Annotated in this window: 14 protein-coding genes; 12 read left to right on the forward strand and 2 right to left on the reverse strand. The window is 66.8% G+C overall.

The window, feature by feature from the left end; all coding sequences use genetic code 11:
• Nucleotides 1-447: 447 nt before the first annotated feature.
• Nucleotides 448-663 (reverse strand): hypothetical protein, encoded by a 216-nt coding sequence (locus WS91_RS27645; protein ID WP_059576603.1) that lies wholly within the window; start codon nt 661-663, stop codon nt 448-450.
• A gap of 109 nt (nt 664-772) precedes the next feature.
• Between WS91_RS27645 and WS91_RS27650 the strand changes: the two genes are divergently transcribed.
• The 7 genes from WS91_RS27650 to glmS all read left to right on the forward strand — a co-directional run bounded on the left by WS91_RS27650 (nt 773) and on the right by glmS (nt 10905).
• Complete coding sequence (locus WS91_RS27650) at nt 773-2347, forward strand: glycosyltransferase family 2 protein (protein ID WP_038746332.1); 1575 nt, start codon at nt 773-775, stop codon at nt 2345-2347.
• A gap of 3 nt (nt 2348-2350) precedes the next feature.
• The gene (locus WS91_RS27655; protein ID WP_059671411.1) at nt 2351-3340 is read left to right on the forward strand and encodes a polymer-forming cytoskeletal protein; all 990 of its coding nucleotides are present in this window, start codon (nt 2351-2353) and stop codon (nt 3338-3340) included.
• 13 nt (nt 3341-3353) lie between these two features.
• Nucleotides 3354-4580 carry a YaiO family outer membrane beta-barrel protein gene (locus WS91_RS27660; protein ID WP_059671412.1) on the forward strand — a complete coding sequence of 409 codons (1227 nt, stop codon included), beginning with the start codon at nt 3354-3356 and terminating at the stop codon, nt 4578-4580.
• A gap of 11 nt (nt 4581-4591) precedes the next feature.
• A complete protein-coding gene (locus WS91_RS27665) occupies nt 4592-5395 on the forward strand; it encodes a hypothetical protein (RefSeq protein WP_059671413.1) in 804 nt (267 codons plus the stop codon).
• Nucleotides 5396-5719: 324 nt separating this feature from the next.
• The gene (locus WS91_RS27670; protein ID WP_059671414.1) at nt 5720-7873 is read left to right on the forward strand and encodes a hypothetical protein; all 2154 of its coding nucleotides are present in this window, start codon (nt 5720-5722) and stop codon (nt 7871-7873) included.
• Nucleotides 7874-7962: 89 nt separating this feature from the next.
• Nucleotides 7963-9045 (forward strand): hypothetical protein, encoded by a 1083-nt coding sequence (locus tag WS91_RS27675; protein WP_038746335.1) that lies wholly within the window; start codon nt 7963-7965, stop codon nt 9043-9045.
• Nucleotides 9046-9087: 42 nt separating this feature from the next.
• Nucleotides 9088-10905 (forward strand): glutamine--fructose-6-phosphate transaminase (isomerizing), encoded by a 1818-nt coding sequence (glmS, locus tag WS91_RS27680; RefSeq protein ID WP_059576587.1) that lies wholly within the window; start codon nt 9088-9090, stop codon nt 10903-10905.
• 89 nt (nt 10906-10994) lie between these two features.
• Here the strand turns inward: glmS and WS91_RS27685 are convergent, their stop codons facing one another.
• On the reverse strand, nt 10995-11483 hold the full coding sequence (locus WS91_RS27685) for a DUF411 domain-containing protein (RefSeq protein ID WP_059671415.1): 489 nt from the start codon (nt 11481-11483) through the stop codon (nt 10995-10997).
• Between the two features lie 516 nt (nt 11484-11999).
• Between WS91_RS27685 and WS91_RS27690 the strand changes: the two genes are divergently transcribed.
• From WS91_RS27690 to WS91_RS27710, 5 genes are all read left to right on the forward strand, one after another.
• The gene (locus WS91_RS27690) at nt 12000-12233 is read left to right on the forward strand and encodes a hypothetical protein (protein WP_038746173.1); all 234 of its coding nucleotides are present in this window, start codon (nt 12000-12002) and stop codon (nt 12231-12233) included.
• 1 nt (nt 12234) lies between these two features.
• Nucleotides 12235-12672 (forward strand): hypothetical protein, encoded by a 438-nt coding sequence (locus WS91_RS27695; RefSeq protein WP_059671416.1) that lies wholly within the window; start codon nt 12235-12237, stop codon nt 12670-12672.
• Between the two features lie 518 nt (nt 12673-13190).
• The gene (locus WS91_RS27700) at nt 13191-13529 is read left to right on the forward strand and encodes a cupredoxin domain-containing protein (protein ID WP_038746178.1); all 339 of its coding nucleotides are present in this window, start codon (nt 13191-13193) and stop codon (nt 13527-13529) included.
• A 12-nt stretch (nt 13530-13541) separates the two neighbouring features.
• Entirely contained in the window at nt 13542-14378 is an 837-nt protein-coding gene (locus WS91_RS27705) for an FTR1 family iron permease (RefSeq protein WP_038746181.1), read from the forward strand.
• 517 nt (nt 14379-14895) lie between these two features.
• Entirely contained in the window at nt 14896-17733 is a 2838-nt protein-coding gene (locus WS91_RS27710; RefSeq protein WP_059671417.1) for a bifunctional YncE family protein/alkaline phosphatase family protein, read from the forward strand.
• Nucleotides 17734-17972 lie beyond the last annotated feature (239 nt).

Consider the following 17972-nt stretch of genomic DNA (forward strand, 5'->3'; position numbering starts at 1 on the left):
TGGATGCGGCCGCGCAACGCCGGCCGCGCATCCATGACGACGTTCGCCGAAAACCTTTGGGCGCTTGGGTTCCGCGCTCGCGCGCGGCTTTCGGGCACACCGCGCGACGAATGCCGCGCGGCGGAGTTCGTCAGGGATTTCCCGGCCGCGCTCGGCCGAAGGCGGGCTGCCGGCGCCGCCTTCGCGAAACGTTTCGATTCTGAAACGCGGCCGCTTCGCAGGTTTCGCGGACGCGGAAGACATGCCGCGTACGCGCGCCGGAGTCAATCGTTTGCGGCGGGCTCGCATGCCGCGCGCGCCGCGACGACGGAACTGCGTGCGCGTTCCCGTTGCGATGGCGCGCGGGCGCGGCGCGGCCGCTCGGCGTATGCGCGCATGCGATCGCGCGTTGCGCGACGCACGCCGTCTTGCGAGCGACGGCGGCCCCGGCGTTGATTCGCCGATGAATCAAAACGCGTCGCGCGCGTCGTCGCGCGAACCCGCGCTTCGCCTCGAAACCCTTGTCGCGCGGACTTTTCCGGGCGATGGCTCGCCCTTTGCTTTGAACCAGCGCAGATCCGTTCCGACGCGATTCGACGACAACACACCAAAGGAACGGCCGATGTGACGAAGCCGGAAACCGGCGGCGCGGCGCGTGTTCCGCGCGGCGTCGACGCGCGACATGCGACATGCCGCATGCGACGCGCGCGCGGCGCGCAGCGCCGGTTTCCTTTTGCACGTCCGTGCGGGGGCGAGCGCAAGCCGCTGCCGACACGGGCACGGGGACATGAGCATGAAGAACAGGCGGGCGATGTCGTTGTGCGTGGAATGCGTGCTGCTGCTGATCGTGTTCGCATGTTCGCTGGCCGTGCGCGACACCGCGTCGCGCCCGGCATCCGCTTTGCTCCCGTCGATCCCGCTCGTGCGCGCGACGCAGGTGGCCGAGCAGGTCGGCGCGCTCGCCGAGCCGAGCCGGCCGCACGCCGAAGCGATCGCATTCCCGCTCGCGGAATCCGCGCCGCTCGATGCGCCGCCGCTTTTCGCGGCCGTCCGCACGACCGTCGCCCGTGTGCTGGCCGCTTCCGGCAAGGGAATCGTCATCGGCCTGTGCGCGGCGTATCTGTGGTCGTTCGCGCTGCTGACTTTCGTCTACGCGACGCGCCACTACGTATTCAGCCTCGATCGCCTGTTCAAGCCGCAAAGCGCGCCGTATCGCGCGATCACGCGTGCGGACTGGCCGGAGATCACGGTGTTCGTGGCCGCGCACAACGAGGAAGCGGTGGTCGTCGATTGCCTGATGGCGCTCCTCGCGACGACCTATCCGCGCGACCGGCTGACGATCGTGCCCGTCAACGACCGCTCGACCGACAACACGCGCGCGCTGATCGACGAAGTGCAGGCGCTCGCGCCCGATCTCATCAAGCCGTTTCACCGCGAGAGCGGCAAGCCCGGCAAGGCGGCGGCCCTGAAGGACGCGCTGCGCGAGATCCGCGGCGACATCATGGTCGTGTTCGATGCCGACTATCTGCCGCGCCCGGGCTTGCTCGGCGAACTGGTCGCGCCGTTCTTCGATCCGGAAGTGGGCGCGGTGATGGGCCGCGTCGTGCCGCAGAACGCGGATCGCAACCTGCTCGCGCGGCTGCTCGATCTCGAGCGCGCGGGCGGCTATCAGGTGAACCAGCAGGCGCGCAACAATCTCGGCCTCGTGCCGCAATACGGCGGCACGGTAGGCGGCATCCGCAAGAGCGCGCTCGACGCGGTCGGCGGCTGGCGCGACGACACGCTCGCCGAAGACACCGACATGACGTACCGGCTGCTGCTGAGCGACTGGCGCACCGTCTATCTGAACCATGCGGAGTGCTACGAGGAAGTGCCGGAGCGGTGGCCCGTGCGGGCGCGCCAGCTCACCCGCTGGGCGAAGGGGCACAACCAGACGCTGTTCCGCTACCTGATTCCGCTGCTGCGCAGCCCGGTGACGTCGCGGCGTTGCCGCCTCGACGGCGCGCTGCTGCTCGGCGTGTTCACGATGCCCGCGCTCCTCGCGCTCGCGTGGGGCATCGCGCTCGCGCTCTATCTGACGAACGGCATCGATTCGCTCGCGCTCGGCCTGCTCGTTTCGGTGTTCGCGCTGTTCGCGTTCGGCACGTTCGGCAACTTCGGCGTGTTCTTCGAGATCGTCGTCGCCGCGCGCCTCGACGGCCGCGCGACGCGGCTGCGGCTCGTGCCGGTGAACGTCGTCGGATTCTGCGTGACGATCGCGGCCGTCATCGCCGCGCTATGGGGGCTCGCGCTCGACGTGCTGCTGCGTCGCGAGCTGCGTTGGGACAAGACCGAGCGCTTTCGCCGGCCGCTGAAATCGGGACGATGAGCGATGACGACCTTCAACGTGATCATGCCGGTGGCCGGAATGCTCAGCCTGCCGTTTCTGCCGCTTTTGAACGAGCTGGTGAGGCGCAGCGACGTCAGTGCGCTGCCGATCGGCGACGGCCCGTTCGTCGACTATCCGCGTCGCGCCGAGCAGTGGCTCGACGCGTTGCGCGCGAACGCGCGCGGCGAGCCGCTCGCGCAGGGCGACGCGGCACCGTGGCAGGCGCTCGGCCTGCGCGTCGAGCACGTCGACGCGCTCTGCCTCGCGCGCGGCGACCGGCGCGACGGCGTGCTGTATGCGGACCGGATGATCTCGCTCGGCGCGGGCGCGCACGCGGCATACGCGTTCGCCGAGGAGCGCATCGAGATGCGCGCGGGCGCGACGCTCGGCGGGTTCGCGTACGCGCCGAACGTCGACATCGACAACACGCTCGTACACGGCGCGGTGATCGGGCAGACGGTGCGCATGCACGGCTGCGGCGGCTTCGCGAATCTGCACGGCACGCCGATCGTGTTCGGCCGCGTCGCGCGCGCGCTCGGCCGCGACGGCACGCTGGCGCCGCATCGCGCGCTGTCGCTCGCGAACCGCCTGGCCGGCGTTCCGCACCGCGTGCTGGACGGCCGCTATCTGGTGCATCGCGACGTGCGCATGCCGTCGCACACGATCCTGCACGGCACGCTGATCGTCGAGGGCCGGCTGACGCTCGGCGAGGGCTGCGTGCTGATCGGCAGCGTGAAGGCGCACAGCGTCGTGCTCGAATGCGATGCGCTGTTGAACGGCGCGGTGTTCGCTCGCGACGACGTGCTGCTCGACGACGCGAGCTGCATCGACGGCGTCGTGTCCGCGGGCGGCCTGTTGCGGCTGACGGGCGCACGCATCGGCGCGGCCGATCATCCGGTCAGCGCGTGCGCGCGCGACGTGTCGGTGGTCGGCCATGCGTGCGTACACGGCGATCTCGTCGCGTGGCGCAGCGGCTGGTATCACGCGTCGTAACAAGGAGATCGACATGCATGCGCTTCGTTGCCGGCGCGACCCGCCCGTTCCTCTCGCCGCCCTCGCGCTTGCGTGTGCGTGCGCGCTCGGCGCGCCGAACGCACATGCGGCGCCGGCTTCCGGCGACGTGTCGGTCGCGGCCGCCGCCGACGCGCCTATTGCGGTTTCCGTCGCGTCGTCCGCGCCTGTCGCCGTGCCGGCTGCCGCTGCTGTTGCCGTTGCCGTTGCCGTGCCGACCGCGGCGTCGCCCGAGCCGTCCGCGTCGCGCTTGTCGTCCGCGCCGAACGCGATCGCATCGGCGTCCGCGTCCGCATCTGCATCTGCGTCCACGGCGACGTCCGCGTCCGCCCCCCTTTCGGCGCCGCCGGCTGCGCCGCTCGTCATCGTGCCGCGAGAGTTCGACGACATGGCGCTCGTGAAGGTCGATTCGGAAGGCATGCCCGACGGCTATCCGCTCGCCGAGGTCACGCCCGATCAGGAGAACCAACCGACATTGCCGGAAGCGATCGTCACGCACGTCCAGGCGCCGGCGGAGCGGCACACGGAGCTGTCGCTCGCGTATTCGATGGCGCACGTGACGAACGGCTATGGCGACTGGTACGGCGTGCATCTGCGCGGTCTCTATCAGGCGGGCGGCCGCACGTTCATCGGCGAGCTCGCGCAACTGCACCGCTTCCACGAGGGCACGCAGCTCGGCGCGATCACGTACGTACAGGACATGGGGCCGGACTGGTTCGGCGCCGTCGGATTGTCCGGCACGACGTCCGGCACGATTCTGCCGAGCGCGCGCGTCGACCTGTCGCTCAACCGCAAGCTGCTGTCGAACCGGTCACTCGTGTTGTCGGCGGGCGCGGGCTACGCGTGGAACCGCAACGGTCACCGCGATCAGCTTTATCACCTCGGCGCGATCTGGTATGCGGTGCCGAAGTGGATCTTCGAGGCGGGCTGGAACTACACGGTCGACTCCCCGGGTTCCGTGAAGGCGCCTGCGTATTACGGCGCGGTCACGTACGGCGAGGTCGGCAAGAGCGTGATCGTGCTGCGCGGCAGCTTCGGCCGCGAGGCGTATCAGGCGATCAGCAACAACGCGCAGATCACCGATTTCCGCAGCCACGAGGTGTCGCTGAAGTGGCGCTACTGGTTCACGCGCAAGTGGGGCACGCAAGTCGAGTTCGACTACTACCACAACCCGTACTACTCGCGGATCGGCGGGGAGGTCGGGATGTTCTATCGGTGGTGACGGGCGGGCGCATGGATACCGATCCCATCCCGTCGCCCGATGATCGTTCGCTGCGCACGCACGCGCATCCGCGGCGCTGGCTCGCATCGGCCGCGCTACTCACGCCCGCGCTGTACGCGCTGCTATGGTTCGCGCTGCCGTACGCGTGGCGGTACTGGTGCGCGGTGGTCGGCTGGGGTGCGCGACAGATCGATCCGTCGCTGGACGCGGTCGTGCTCGGCTATCCGGCGCACGCGCTGCGCGTGCCGCTGCTGTCGATCAATCTCGCCGCTCGGATGCCGAGCGGCGCGCTGCTGTTCGCGACCGCGGCGGCCTGCGCGGCGGGATTCGCGGCCACGTTCGTTCGTCGGGCGAGATGGCTGCCGGTTGCGTACCTGCTGAGGATCGCGACGTTCGCGCAGCTGATGATCTGCCTGTATTTCTGGACGATGTACGGGCCGCCCGCTGCCGCCGCCTCGCCCGCAGGCGCGGTGGCGGATACGTTCCCGTACGACGCATCGCTTCATCTGCGAGACGTGTTCGTGATGAACGTCGCGGCGATCGCGCTGATTCCGCTCGTGATGGCGGCGCTCTACTACCCGCTCGATTTCTCCCTCGCGCAGAAGGCGTTCGCGTCGCTCCTCGTACTCGGTTATTTCATGGCGGCGCTGCCGTTCGTGCTGCTGCTGCACGCGGTCGTCATCTATCGCGGCTCGCTGCTGTTCGTGCCGTTCTGCTATTTCGTGCTCGGCGCGCCGTTGCTGATCGGATTGCTCATCACGCTCTACAGCTATTGCGCGAGCTGGCACGGCGCGTTGACGCGAGAGCCGCCGTGAGCGGCCGACGAGAGAAACCGCTTCCGTATCAGCGCTGAGACGATTTCGCGAGATTTCGTCGGGAGGGCGCCGCACGATCGGCCGCAGAGCCTGATCGATCGGGCATCCGAAGCAAATGGCACGGAGCTCGCTTTCACCGGGGGGTAGGTCCGATTGCCGTGCCGCGCCGAATGGGCGCGGCGCAGTCGTCGGAAGACGCCGGGCAATGCGCCGGCGTGACAAACGGCCATCACATCCACGAGGCCGGGGCCGGTGTGCCGGGCGGCGCGTCTGACGCGCCGCAGCCGGTCGCGAGCCGCCCTTCCCTGAAGAGAGGAGCGAACCATGTTGGCGAAGTCAGGCAAATTCCTGCGGGTCGTGTTCGCGTTGTTCGCGCTCGCGCTTGCGTTCGGGCCGGGCGTTGCGCGCGCGGTCACCAATCAATTGCTGCTGCTGGTTCCGGACACGCTCACGCTGCCCGATCCGAGAGTGTCCGCGTGGCTCGACAGCGCGCAAGAAGAAGGGCTTCAGATCAAGCTGATCACGGATAGTCAGTTCATGCAGGCGGGCGCGACGCTGTCGCAATATCCGGGGCTCATCCTACCCGACCAGGTGCATACGGTTGCCGACGACACGCTCGTCACCGCAATCCAGAACTATGCGCTGAACGGCGGCAAGGTGATGCTCGTCTATGATTTCGGCGTGCTGAATTCTGCGGGCTTCTATCCGGTTCCGAAGTCGCGCTTCAGCTCGATGGTGGGCGTCGATTACGTGCTCTACAGCCAACTGCTCGGCAACACGATCGGCCTCGGCAACGTGACCGGCATGAGCAGCTGGCTGCGCACGATTCAGGTGCCGCCCGGCAAGTCGATGGCGTGGACGACGACGTCGTCGTCCACGACGACGAGCGCGCTGCTGTCGGCCGCCACCGGCACGACAAGCGCGGCCACGACCGGCACGGCCACGTCGGGCACGCTGATGTACCTGAGCGCGAGCCCGTCGAACCCGGGCGGTCTGCAGGGCTACAACCACAGCGCATGGTTCGGCTATACGCTGCCGAAGGACGGCAAGGGCACGTTCACGTCGACCGCGCCGAAGCTGACGGGGTTCGTCACCGGCAAGCCGGTGAAGTCGGGCACGTACAGCGCGAGCTCTCTGACGACGAGCACGTCCACGACGCTGACCGGAACCGCGAGCACGCTGCTCACGACGGCGGGGACGCTGACCGACACGCTCGAAGGCATCTCGGGCTACGTGTACGGCTTCCTCACGTATCCGAGCTTCGTCACGCAAGGCACGTACACCGGCACGACGATCCTGACCTCGCCGAGCTTCGGCCTCGTATCGGGCTACAACACGTACGGCAACGGCGGCGTGCTGTTCGTGAACCTGCCGCTCGCGTACCTCGACGGCCAGACGGACGGGATGCTGATCCACGGCTTCCTGCATTACTTCGGCACGGGCCTGTTGAGCCTGCCGTCGCTGTCGAATCTGCCGAGGGCGCGGGCCGGGCTCGTGTTCAACTGGCACTTCTGCGCGGAAGACCAGATTCAGCCGGCGCAGACTCTGAAGAACCTCGGCGTGTGGACGAACGGCCCGTTCTCGATCGTGTTCACAGCCGGCCCCGACGAAGCGACGTTCGGTGACGGCGACGGCATCAACCTCGACTACAATTCGACCGCGCTGAATCTCGTCAGGTACTTCCTGTCGAGAGGACATCACGTGGGCAGCCACGGCGGCTGGATTCACGACTACTGGGGCGCGTATGCGAGCGAGACGGACCAGAGCACGTTCCAGCAGTATCTGGTGATGAACCATCAGGCCGTGATGACCGCGACGGGGATGCCCGATGTCGAATACGCGGCGCCTGAAGGCAACACGCCGACCTGGTCCGTGAACTGGCTCGAAGCGAACGGCTTCAACGGCTATTACTTCACGGGCCACACCGGTTCCGAGCCGACCCGCGCGTATCGCAACGGTGCATTGTTGAACCCGGGGCTGTGGGCGTACCCGGTGATGCCGTTCGGCAAGTACGCGACGTTCGAGGAATTCCAGCAGTACGGCGTGTCGACGACCGACATCACGAACTGGTACACGAACCTCATCAACTTCGTGGTCGCGAACCGCACGAGCCGTCTGATCTATGCGCACCCGTACGGCGCGTCGTTCTACCCGACCGTGCTGACGTCGATCTTCACGCAGGCGAACGCGTTGAAGCTGCTCGGCCAGTTCAGGTGGTACACGATGAGCGACATCACGAACTTCGACCGCTCTAGGCTGAACGTGGCGTGGTCGGCGACGGACATGGGGGCGAGCTGGGCATTCCACGCGAGCCACCCGACGAGCCTCGCGAACATGACGTGGCTGTTGCCGAAGGCGAAGTACGGGATGCCCGTCGTGACGCAGGGCTCGGCGAGCGTCGATTATTCCGATCCGACGAACTGGCTCGTGATTGCCGGCGCCGGCACGAGCCTCACGTTCACGAGCGCGAAGATGTAGTGACGCGGCAAACGCGTCGCCGCGCGCGGCTTCGGCCGCGCACGGCGGCGGCGACCTCGAAGCCCAACCGCGCGCAAGCGCACGACATCATGAACCGGCCCGCGCTCGTCGCGGCCGCTCGCGCATGCGGGGCGGCTCGCCTTCTGCTACGCCGCGCATCGCGCGTCGTACTGCTTGCCATGTGCGGCGTCGCGTTGTGCGCGCACGCCGCCGAGCTGCAACTGAGCGGCTATTACCAGCGGCCCGACGGCGCGATCACCGTGCGCCTGAACGGGGCCGGCATCGATCCGTACTTCGCGGCGAAGGCGCTTCTCGCCGCCGCCGACGCGCAGCTCGACGCGCACCGGGCCGCGCGCGCATGGATTGCATGGCTGCTGCCGCGCCAACGCGCGGACGGCGGCTTCGACCGCTTCTGCGTGAAGGACGGCCAATACACCGCATGCGCGGATGCGGATGCGGACGATTCGATGATGGCGACGTGGATGGAACTGCTCGCGCGCTTCGCGCCGCAGAACGGGATGCCGGCGAACTGGGAGCGCAGCCTCGCGCGGGCGAGCGCGCATCTCGATACGTTGCTCGACAAACGCACGGGCGTCTACCAGATTTCGCCGACGCTGCACGTCGCGCTGCTGATGGACAACGTCGAGGTGCACAGCGCGCTGCAGGCGCTCGCCGCGTATTACATCCGCCGCTCCGACTACACGCACGCGGGCCCGTGGAGCCAGCGCGCCGACCGGCTGTCGGCGGCGATCCTGCAGGTGTTCTGGCGCGGCACGCAGTCGGGCTTCCGGGCGAGCACGCAGCAAATCGGCGACACGAGCTTCTACCCGGAGAAGGTCGCGCAGGTGTTCCCGATCCTGTCGGGCATCCGCGTGCCCGATCAATCGAACGCGACGATCTACGCGCAATGGATGCGCCGCTACGGCAAGACGTGGCTGCAACTCGCCGGCACCGATTTTCCGTGGGGCTTGATCGCGCTCGTCGCGTACAAGATGAACGACTGGAACACCGTCGCGTGCTGGCACGCGCGCTCCGGTCCTTACCGGCACGGCCCGCACTGGAACGTGCTCGAGGAGACGCTCTATCTCGCATTCGAAAGCAAGATGGCCGATCCGGTCGCGCCCGCGCGCTGCGGGTTCACGACGGCGTCGGCCGCCGCCGTGCTGCGTTGAAGAAGACGCGCGGGCATCGCTAGTCACTCGAGGTAACGAGTCATGTGTGGCATCGTCGGCGCGGTTGCGCAACGGAACATCGTTCCGATTCTGATCGAAGGCTTACGGCGTCTCGAATATCGCGGCTACGACTCGTGCGGCGTCGCGACCCTGGTCGACGGCGAGGCGCGACGCGAACGCAGCGTGTCGCGCGTCGCCGATCTCGAAGCGCACGTGCGCACGGCCGGCCTCACCGGCAGCACGGGCATCGCGCACACGCGCTGGGCGACGCACGGTGCGCCCGCGACCTGCAACGCGCATCCGATCTTCTCGCGCGATCACATCGCGCTCGTGCACAACGGCATCATCGAGAATCACGAAGCGCTGCGCACGCAGCTGTCCGAACAGCTTTACGAGTTCGACGGACAGACCGATACCGAAGTCGTCGCGCATCTGATCCACAGCAAGTATCGCGGCGACCTGCTGTCCGCGGTTCGCGACGCGACGTCGCAATTGCGTGGCGCGTACGCGATCGCCGTGTTCAGCAAGACCGAGCCGAACCGGCTGATCGGCGCGCGCGTGGGCTCGCCGCTCGTCGTCGGATTGAAGGACGGCGAGTGCTTTCTCGCGTCGGACGCGCTCGCGCTCGCCGGCATCACCGATCAGTTCATCTTTCTCGACGAAGGCGACATCGTCGAGCTGACGCCGGGCGGCGTGCGGATCGTCGATCGCAGCGGCGCGCCGGTCGAGCGCACGGTGCAGACCGTGCCGTCGACGCAGGGCGCGGTCGAGCTCGGCGATTATCGGCACTTCATGCAGAAGGAGATTTTCGAGCAGCCGCACGCGGTGGCCGCGACGATTCCCGACGCGGGGCTCTTCGATCCGGCGGTGTTCGGCCATGACGCGCGGCGCGCGTTCGAGCAGATCGACAACGTGCTGATTCTCGCGTGCGGCACGAGCCACTACGCGGGACTGACCGCGCGCCGCTGGCTCGAGACGATCGCGCGGCTACCCGCGCAGGTCGAGATCGCGAGCGAGTACCGGTACAGCGACGCGGTCGCGATGCCGAATACGCTGATCGTCGTCGTGTCGCAGTCGGGCGAGACGGCCGACACGCTCGCCGCGCTGAAGTACGCGCAGGCGCTCGGCCACATCGACACGCTCGCGATCTGCAACGTCCCGACGAGCGCGATGATGCGGCAGACCGGGCTGCGCTTCCTGACGCGGGCGGGCCCGGAGATCGGCGTCGCGTCGACGAAGGCGTTCACGACGCAGCTCGTCGCGCTCTTCATCCTGGCGGTCACGCTCGGGCGAATGCGCGGCCGCGTCGACGACGCGCAGCTCGCGCGCTACACGCAGCAACTGCGCCGCCTGCCCGGCGCGCTGGAGGACGTGCTCGCGCTCGAGTTGGAGGTGGCGCGCTGGGCGGACGAGTTCGCCCGGCACGAGAACGCGCTTTTTCTCGGGCGCGGGCTGCACTATCCGATCGCGCTTGAAGGCGCGCTGAAGCTGAAGGAGATTTCGTACATTCACGCGGAAGCGTATCCGGCGGGCGAGCTCAAGCATGGGCCGCTCGCGCTCGTGACGAACACGATGCCGGTCGCGACGATCGCGCCGAACGACGCGCTGCTCGAGAAGCTCAAGTCGAACATGCAGGAGGTGCGCGCGCGCGGCGGGCAGCTCTACGTCTTCGCCGACGCGGACACGCGGATCGACAACCGCGACGGAATTTCGGTGATGAGGATGCCGGACTATTACGGGCTGTTGTCGCCGATCCTGCACGTCGTGCCGTTGCAACTGCTCGCGTATCACGCGGCTTGCATCAGGGGGGCGGATATCGACAAGCCGAGGAACCTGGCGAAATCGGTGACGGTCGAGTAGGGAGGGGCGGTGCGGTGCGCATCCTCGAGCGCACGCGATCTCGCCGGATGCACGCCGCAATCGCGGCCCCCTACAGGAAGGCTGGCGCGTCAGCTATACGACTGATACACGCTCGACTGGCCGCCGCGCTTGATGATAAGCACGTCGTACGGCATGTGACGGCCGTTGTACGCCGGTCCGTCCATGCCGGGCGAGCCGATCGGCATCGCCGGCACGGCGAGCCCGATCGCGTTCGGCCGTTCCCGCAGAAGACGCTTGATCTCGCGTGCGGGAACATGCCCCTCGAGCGCATATCCCTGAATGACGCCCGTATGGCACGACGCGAAGCGCTCGGGCATGCCGGCTTTTTGCCGCGCGTCGGCCGTGTCCTCGACATTGTGCACCGCCACGTCGAAGCCGTTGTTCTTCAGATGCGACAGCCAGTCTTCGCAGCATCCGCACGTGGGCGTCTTCCACACCTGCACGACGGGCTTCGCGGCCGCTTTTTGCGAAAACGCGATGACGGGCAGCAGCGCCAATCCGGTGGCGAAGGCGCGTCTTGCGTGAGAAATCGGCTTGTTTTCGAAAGGTCGGGTCATGGGGCTTTCCGTCGGAGTGGAGGGGATATCGGCGATGTTCCGCTTTTAGCCGCGGTCCTTGCTTGCGGCTGCGATCGAACCGATACAAATGGTCGATCGCGATTCCCGGCCATTGTAACGGGCCATCGCACAGCTATCGGTTTTCCCGGCGTCGCGGCAGTTCGCTGATGCCGCGACATCGCGTCGCACTGCGGCGTGCTTTTGCGTCCGGCCGGGCCTTTATCCGTCGGATGGCCTGGCATGCATCGAACGGGTTCCGATTCGCGTCTCTCGTGATCGAATCGAATTCTCCGGTTCGGCCGAAACGCGAAATCAAGCATGAAGTTTTTATCGAACCGCATCGCCGCATTGGGCGATGCATTATCCAATCACTTAATTCGATTATCTAATTATCATGTAAAGGACAAAATTTTGACTTGGAAGTTTCGATGAACTAGCTTTAATCCGTTACGCGGCGCAAAAAACAAGAGTCCCGGTGCAGGTCATCAACAACTGAAATAGCCTGTGGAGACAAGCATGAAACCAACCGAATTCAAAATCACGGTTTCCGGCGCGGCTTTGGACGAGAAACAAATCGCGCATGCGTCCGCGCATATGAACATCGCGCTGCTCACCGCGCTCGTCGGCGAGAATTCCACGCAGATCAGGGGGCCTGCGTGGAATGTCATATTGCCGAACGGCGGAAAGGTCATCGTGGCCGAAGCGGCGGAGCGCTTGCTGAGAGTCTCGGAACAAGAAAGCGGAGAGTGACATGACGCCGGCCGGGGGAATCTCCGCCGGCGCGGTTCGGACGGAGGCGGGCGAGACGTCGCTCGGCACCTGCCCGAGCGCGCCGGCCGAGTCGGCTTCAGCGGTGCTGGGCGCGGTGATGGAGGGCGGTACCGTCGCCTACATCAGCCCGAAGATTCCGATCAGCAGCGAATTGCTCGACGGCCTCCGCGCGAACGGCGTTCCGGTCGAGAACCGCGTTCGCTTTCTCGGCCCGTGTCTGGGCGGAAAGTGTGCGCAGTGGGCCGAACACCGTTGCGGGCTCGTCGATGCGATCGTGAAGGAACCGGCCGTGCTGTCGACGCCGGTAGAAGGGCTGCCGAAGTGCGGCATCCGAAGCACGTGCAGGTGGTATGCGCAGCACGCGAGCGCCGCCTGCATGCAATGCCCCGTCGTCATCTATGAGCCGCGCGCCGAATAGCGCGCGGGTTTTGATGAAGGCGGAGGCATTCGGGCGGCGTTGCCGTTCGCGGCTGGCATCGAGCATGAGGTAGCCGGCATGACGTCCGGTGGAATGGAGGCAGGCCGCGGCGCAGCCCGCGGCAATTCGATTTCATCCGGACGAAGCAAAGCGGTGAATCGTTCCGTTTGCGAAGCGACGGCGCGAGCAAATGGTCGTCGACGTGCGCCGGGACCGAACGTCGACGATCAATCCTACGGATGCCTTTCAATTTCAATGCGGAGCGACCGGGTGCGATCGGCATGCACGCGACCGTGGCCGACCGCCGCCGAAAACTTTCTTCAGACGATGCGGAAAACGACAGGTGCTTTGCCTAATTGACGGCACCGCATGGGGCTTCGAAAGCCCGGCGCATCGTCATCCCGCGATGCATTCGCAAACCGCGCCGCACGAGATGACCACAACAAGAATAAGGATATCGAATTGTCTGAACGAGAATCGCTCCTATTATCGTCCGCATCTCACAACCGCTCGCTTCCATGAACACTCTTCAGACGATTTCCGCGCTTGCGCTGGCCGCGTTCGCGGCTTCGGCGACGCACGCATTCGCAGCCGACGACACGTACGTCCTCACGCTCAAGGATCACAAATTCTCGCCGGCGAATTTCACGATTCCGGCGGGCAAGAAGGTGAAGGTGACGGTCAAGAACCTCGACACGACGCCCGCCGAATTCGAAAGCGACGATTTCAAGGCGGAGAAGGTGGTTCCCGCGGGCAAGCAGGTCGACGTCTTCATCGGGCCGCTCAAGGCCGGCACGTACGAGTTTCACGACGAGTACCACGAAGCCGAATCGAAAACCAAACTGACCGTCAAGTAAGCACCGCGCAACATGCTCTCCACCGCCGTCATCGTCTTTCGCGAAGTGCTCGAAGCAGCGCTCGTCGTGTCCATCGTCCTCGCGGCGACCAAGGGCGTGCCCGGGCGAGGATGGTGGGTGAGCGGCGGCCTGCTCGGCGGCGTGATCGGCGCCGCGCTGATTGCGGCGTTCGCCGACGTCATCTCGGCATGGGCGTCGGGCATGGGGCAGGAGGTGTTCAACGCGGGCGTGATGTTCGTCGCGACGATCATGCTCGCGTGGCACAGCATCTGGATGGGCAAGCATGGCCGCGAGATGGCGCAGCAGTTGTCGACGATCGGTAAGGCGGTCGCCGCCGGCAGCCGGCCGTTGACGGGGCTCGCGGTCGTCGTCGGCGTCGCCGTGCTGCGTGAAGGTTCGGAAGCCGTACTGTTTCTGTACGGCATCGCGGCGAGCGATCCCGGACAAACGCCGCAGATGATCGCCGGCGGCGCGCTCGGCGTGCTCGGCGGCGTCGGGCTCGGCGTAGGCATGTACGCCGGGCTGCTGCAAATTCCGCTGAAGCGCCTCTTTTCCGTGACCAATGCGCTGATCGTCCTGCTCGCGGCGGGCATGGCGAGCCAGGGTGTCGGGTTTCTCGTGTCGGCCGGGTGGCTGCCGTCGTGGGGCGACACCGTGTGGGATACGTCGTGGCTGCTGAAGGAATCGAGCGTCGCCGGCAAGATGCTGCATACGCTCGTCGGCTATACGGCGCGGCCGGCCGGCATTCAGATTGCCGCGTACGTCGGCACGCTGCTCGTCATCGTGCTGCTCGCCCGCAAAGTGGCGCGCACGCAGGCGACGGCCGCGTCGCCGACGCAGGCGGCTTGACGGGGCGTCTGTCCGCGACGCGCGCGAGCGGCGGCGTTGCATTCCGGCGCGCCTGCCCGCAGCGGCCAGCGCGATGATGCGACGGCTGAAGCTCGATGAGCGCGGCGTCGATTCCCGTCGTTTCCGATGCGAACTGCGTGAAGCGTCATGCGCGCGGAATGATGCGGATTGCGTATCGTCACGTTCGGCTTTGAAATGGGCGGCCGTCGCGAACGATGAAGGCGGCGCGACTGCGCTTGCGCGACGCAATGGCCGCGCGGCCATGGCCGTCTGCGAACCCATGCCGCGATGTCGTTCGACTCGCTCCGGCCCCGCCTCGCGGCCGCCGCGTCTTCTCCGGCGCGATTTCTCCATCGCTTCGCGCATCGCCTGTTTTCGGCGCTGTCATCGTCGGGTCACCGCGCACCGTTAGTTTTCCTCTTCATTACCAATCGTTACGACGCTGCCGCTGCCGCGGTATGGCGCCGCGCCTTCTCGAAGAGGTTCGATCGTGCATAGACGTTTCCTGCTCGTTGGGATGACGACGCTCGCGCTTGCCGCGTGCAACAGCGATTCCGTCGACACGCCCGCGCTCGGCGACACCAGCACGGCGCTGCTCGCGACGGGCCAACTGATTTCACCCGCGGCGGCGCCGGGCACGGCGTTCGTCGCGCTGAATCCGGGGCTCGCGGATCTGCCGAACTACGTTGCCGGCCAGCCCGTTTCCGAGGCGCTCAGCCCCGACCGCAAGACGCTGCTCGTGCTGACGAGCGGCTACAACAACGTGCTGGACGCGAACGGCAAGATGGTGAAGGCGGACTCGAACGAGTATGTGTTCGTGTTCGACGTTGCCGGCGGCGCGCCGGTCAAGAAGCAGGTGCTGCAGGTGCCCGACACCTACGTCGGCATCGCGTTCGCGCAGGACGGCCGGCATTTCTACGTGACGGGCGGCGGCGACGACAATCTGCACGGCTTCGCGTTCTCGCAAGGCGCTTGGGGCGAGGCGGGCGCGCCGATCGCGTTGAATCACAAGACGGGCAATGGAATCGGCAGCACGCCGCTCGCGACGGGCGTCGACGTGACGGCGGACGGCAAGCGCGCGGTCGTCGCGAATCGCTACAACGATTCGGTCACGCTCGTCGATCTCGCGGCGGGCGCGGTGCTCGCCGAGCGCGATCTGCGGCCGGGCAAGAGCGGCGGCGCGTCCGGCGTGCCGGGCGGCGAATATCCGAACGCGGTGCGCGTCGTCGGCAACAAGACCGCCTACGTATCGAGCGAACGCGATCGCGAGATCGTCGTCGTCGACATCTCGACGAACGCGCCGCAGGTCGTCGGGCGCATTCCGGTGAACGGCAATCCGAACAAGATGATCCTGAACGCCGCGCAGACGCGTCTCTACGTCGCGTCGGACAACGCGGACGTCGTTTCGGTGATCGACACGGCCGCGAACAAGGTCGTGTCGACGGTGTCGACGGTCGCGCCTGCCGGCCTCGTCACGGAGATGCAGTATCGCGGCGCGTCGCCGAACGGACTCGCGCTGTCGGCCGACGAGCGCACGCTGTACGTGACGAACCGCGGCACGAACGACGTCGCGGTGATTTCGCTCGCGGGCTCGTCGCCTGTCGTCACGGGCTTGATTCCGACCGGCTGGTATCCGTCCGACGTCGCGCTCGGCGCGGCGAACGCGCTGTACGTCGTCTACACGAAGAACATGCCCGGTCCGAATCCGGGCAACTGCAAGGACAGCGGCCGCACCGTGCCGTGCCCTGTGAAGAACACGCCGGTCAAGCTCGTCGAGAATCAGTACATCGAACAACTGAGCAAGGGCGGCCTCATGTGGATGCCGGCGCCGGGCAGCAAGACGCTCGATCAACTGACGACGCAGGTCGCGAACAACAACAGCTTCAACGCTGCGCTCACGGCGAACGATATCGCGACGATGACCGCGCTGCGCAAGAAGATCAAGCACGTGATCTACATCGTGAAGGAGAACCGCACGTACGACCAGATTCTCGGCGACGTCGGCCGCGGCAACAGCGATCCGTCGCTCGCGGAATTCCCCGACGCGACGACGCCGAGCATGCACGCGCTCGCGAGAACGTTCGTCACGCTCGACAACTTCTACGACTCGGGCGACGTGAGCGGCGACGGCTGGCCGTGGAGCACCGGTGCGCGCGAATCGGACGCGGGCGCGAAGATGCTGCCCGTCAACTATGCGAACAGCCCGGCGCGCTCGGGCGCGCGCGGCGGCTCGTACGATTGGGAGGGCGCGAACCGCAACGTCAACGTCGGCCTGGCGGGTGCGCAGCGCGCGGCCGCGAATCCGTCGCTGCCGGCCGATCCGGATCTGCTGCCGGGCAATGCCGACGTGTCGGCGCCCGATGGCCCGTCCGACGCGCTCCAGCAGGGCTACATCTGGAACGCCGCGCTGCGCGCGGGCCTCACGGTGCGCAACTACGGCTTCTTCGCGGATCTCGCGCGCTACAGCGGCCCGAGCGCGATCCCGCCGGACCGCACGCCGTTCGTCGATCACGCGGTGCAGACGTATGCGACGAGCCCGGCGCTCGTCGATCGCACCGATCCGTACTTTCGCGGCTACGACAACGCGTATCCGGATCTCTATCGCGAACTCGAGTGGGAGCGCGAGTTCAACGGCTTCGTCGAGAACGGCCAGATGCCGTCGCTGACGCTGCTGCGCCTGCCGCACGATCATACGGGCTCCTATGCGACGGCGCTCGACGGCGTGAATACGCCGGAGATACAGATGGCCGACAACGACTATGCGGTCGGCCGCGTCGCGCAGGCGGTCGCGAACAGCCCGTATGCGGCCGACACGCTGATCTTCGTCGTCGAGGACGACGCGCAGGACGGCCCGGATCACGTCGACGCGCATCGCAGCACGGCGTTCGTGATCGGGCCGTACGTGAAGCAGAATGCGGTCGTCAGTACGCACTACACGACGGTCAACATGATCCGCACGATCACCGAAGTGCTCGGCCTCGATCACCTCGGGCTCTTCGATGCGACGCAGGGCCCGATGACCGACGTGTTCGATCTGAACCAGTCGAAATGGAACTTCAAGGCGGTCGCGTCGGGCCTGCTCGCGAACACGCAGTTGCCGATTCCGGCCGGCGATATCAAGACGGCCGCGCTGAAGCCGACGCACGGAATGCGCTACTGGGCGCTCGCGACGCGCGGCATGGACTTCTCGGTCGAGGACAAGATCGATGCCGTGGCATACAACAAGGTGCTGTGGAAGGGGTTGATGAGCGGCCGGGCGTACCCGGCGCGCATCGGCGAACGCGTGACGCCCCATCGCCGCGACGACGATGACGACGTGAAGGTGTCGCAAGCGAGGAGCGCGGCGCGAGGATGATGCACCCGCCGCCGGACGATGCGCGGGTGCGCCGCCCGGTCGGAATGCGCGAGACGGCGGTGCGCGCAGGGAAAAACGGATCGGCTTCGCGCCGGTCCGTTTGGTTTTTTGGGGCATCGTTCGCCGCACGGCGGCGATCTCGTGCGTGCGATCGTCGCTTGTCCGGACGCCTTACGTTTGTAATAATTCCTCGCCGAAAGCCGAAGTCCGGCCGCCGTCTTTCACGATCGATCGGCATT

The sequence above is a fragment of the Burkholderia sp. MSMB1498 genome, assembly GCF_001526245.1.
Classification (GTDB): domain Bacteria; phylum Pseudomonadota; class Gammaproteobacteria; order Burkholderiales; family Burkholderiaceae; genus Burkholderia; species Burkholderia savannae.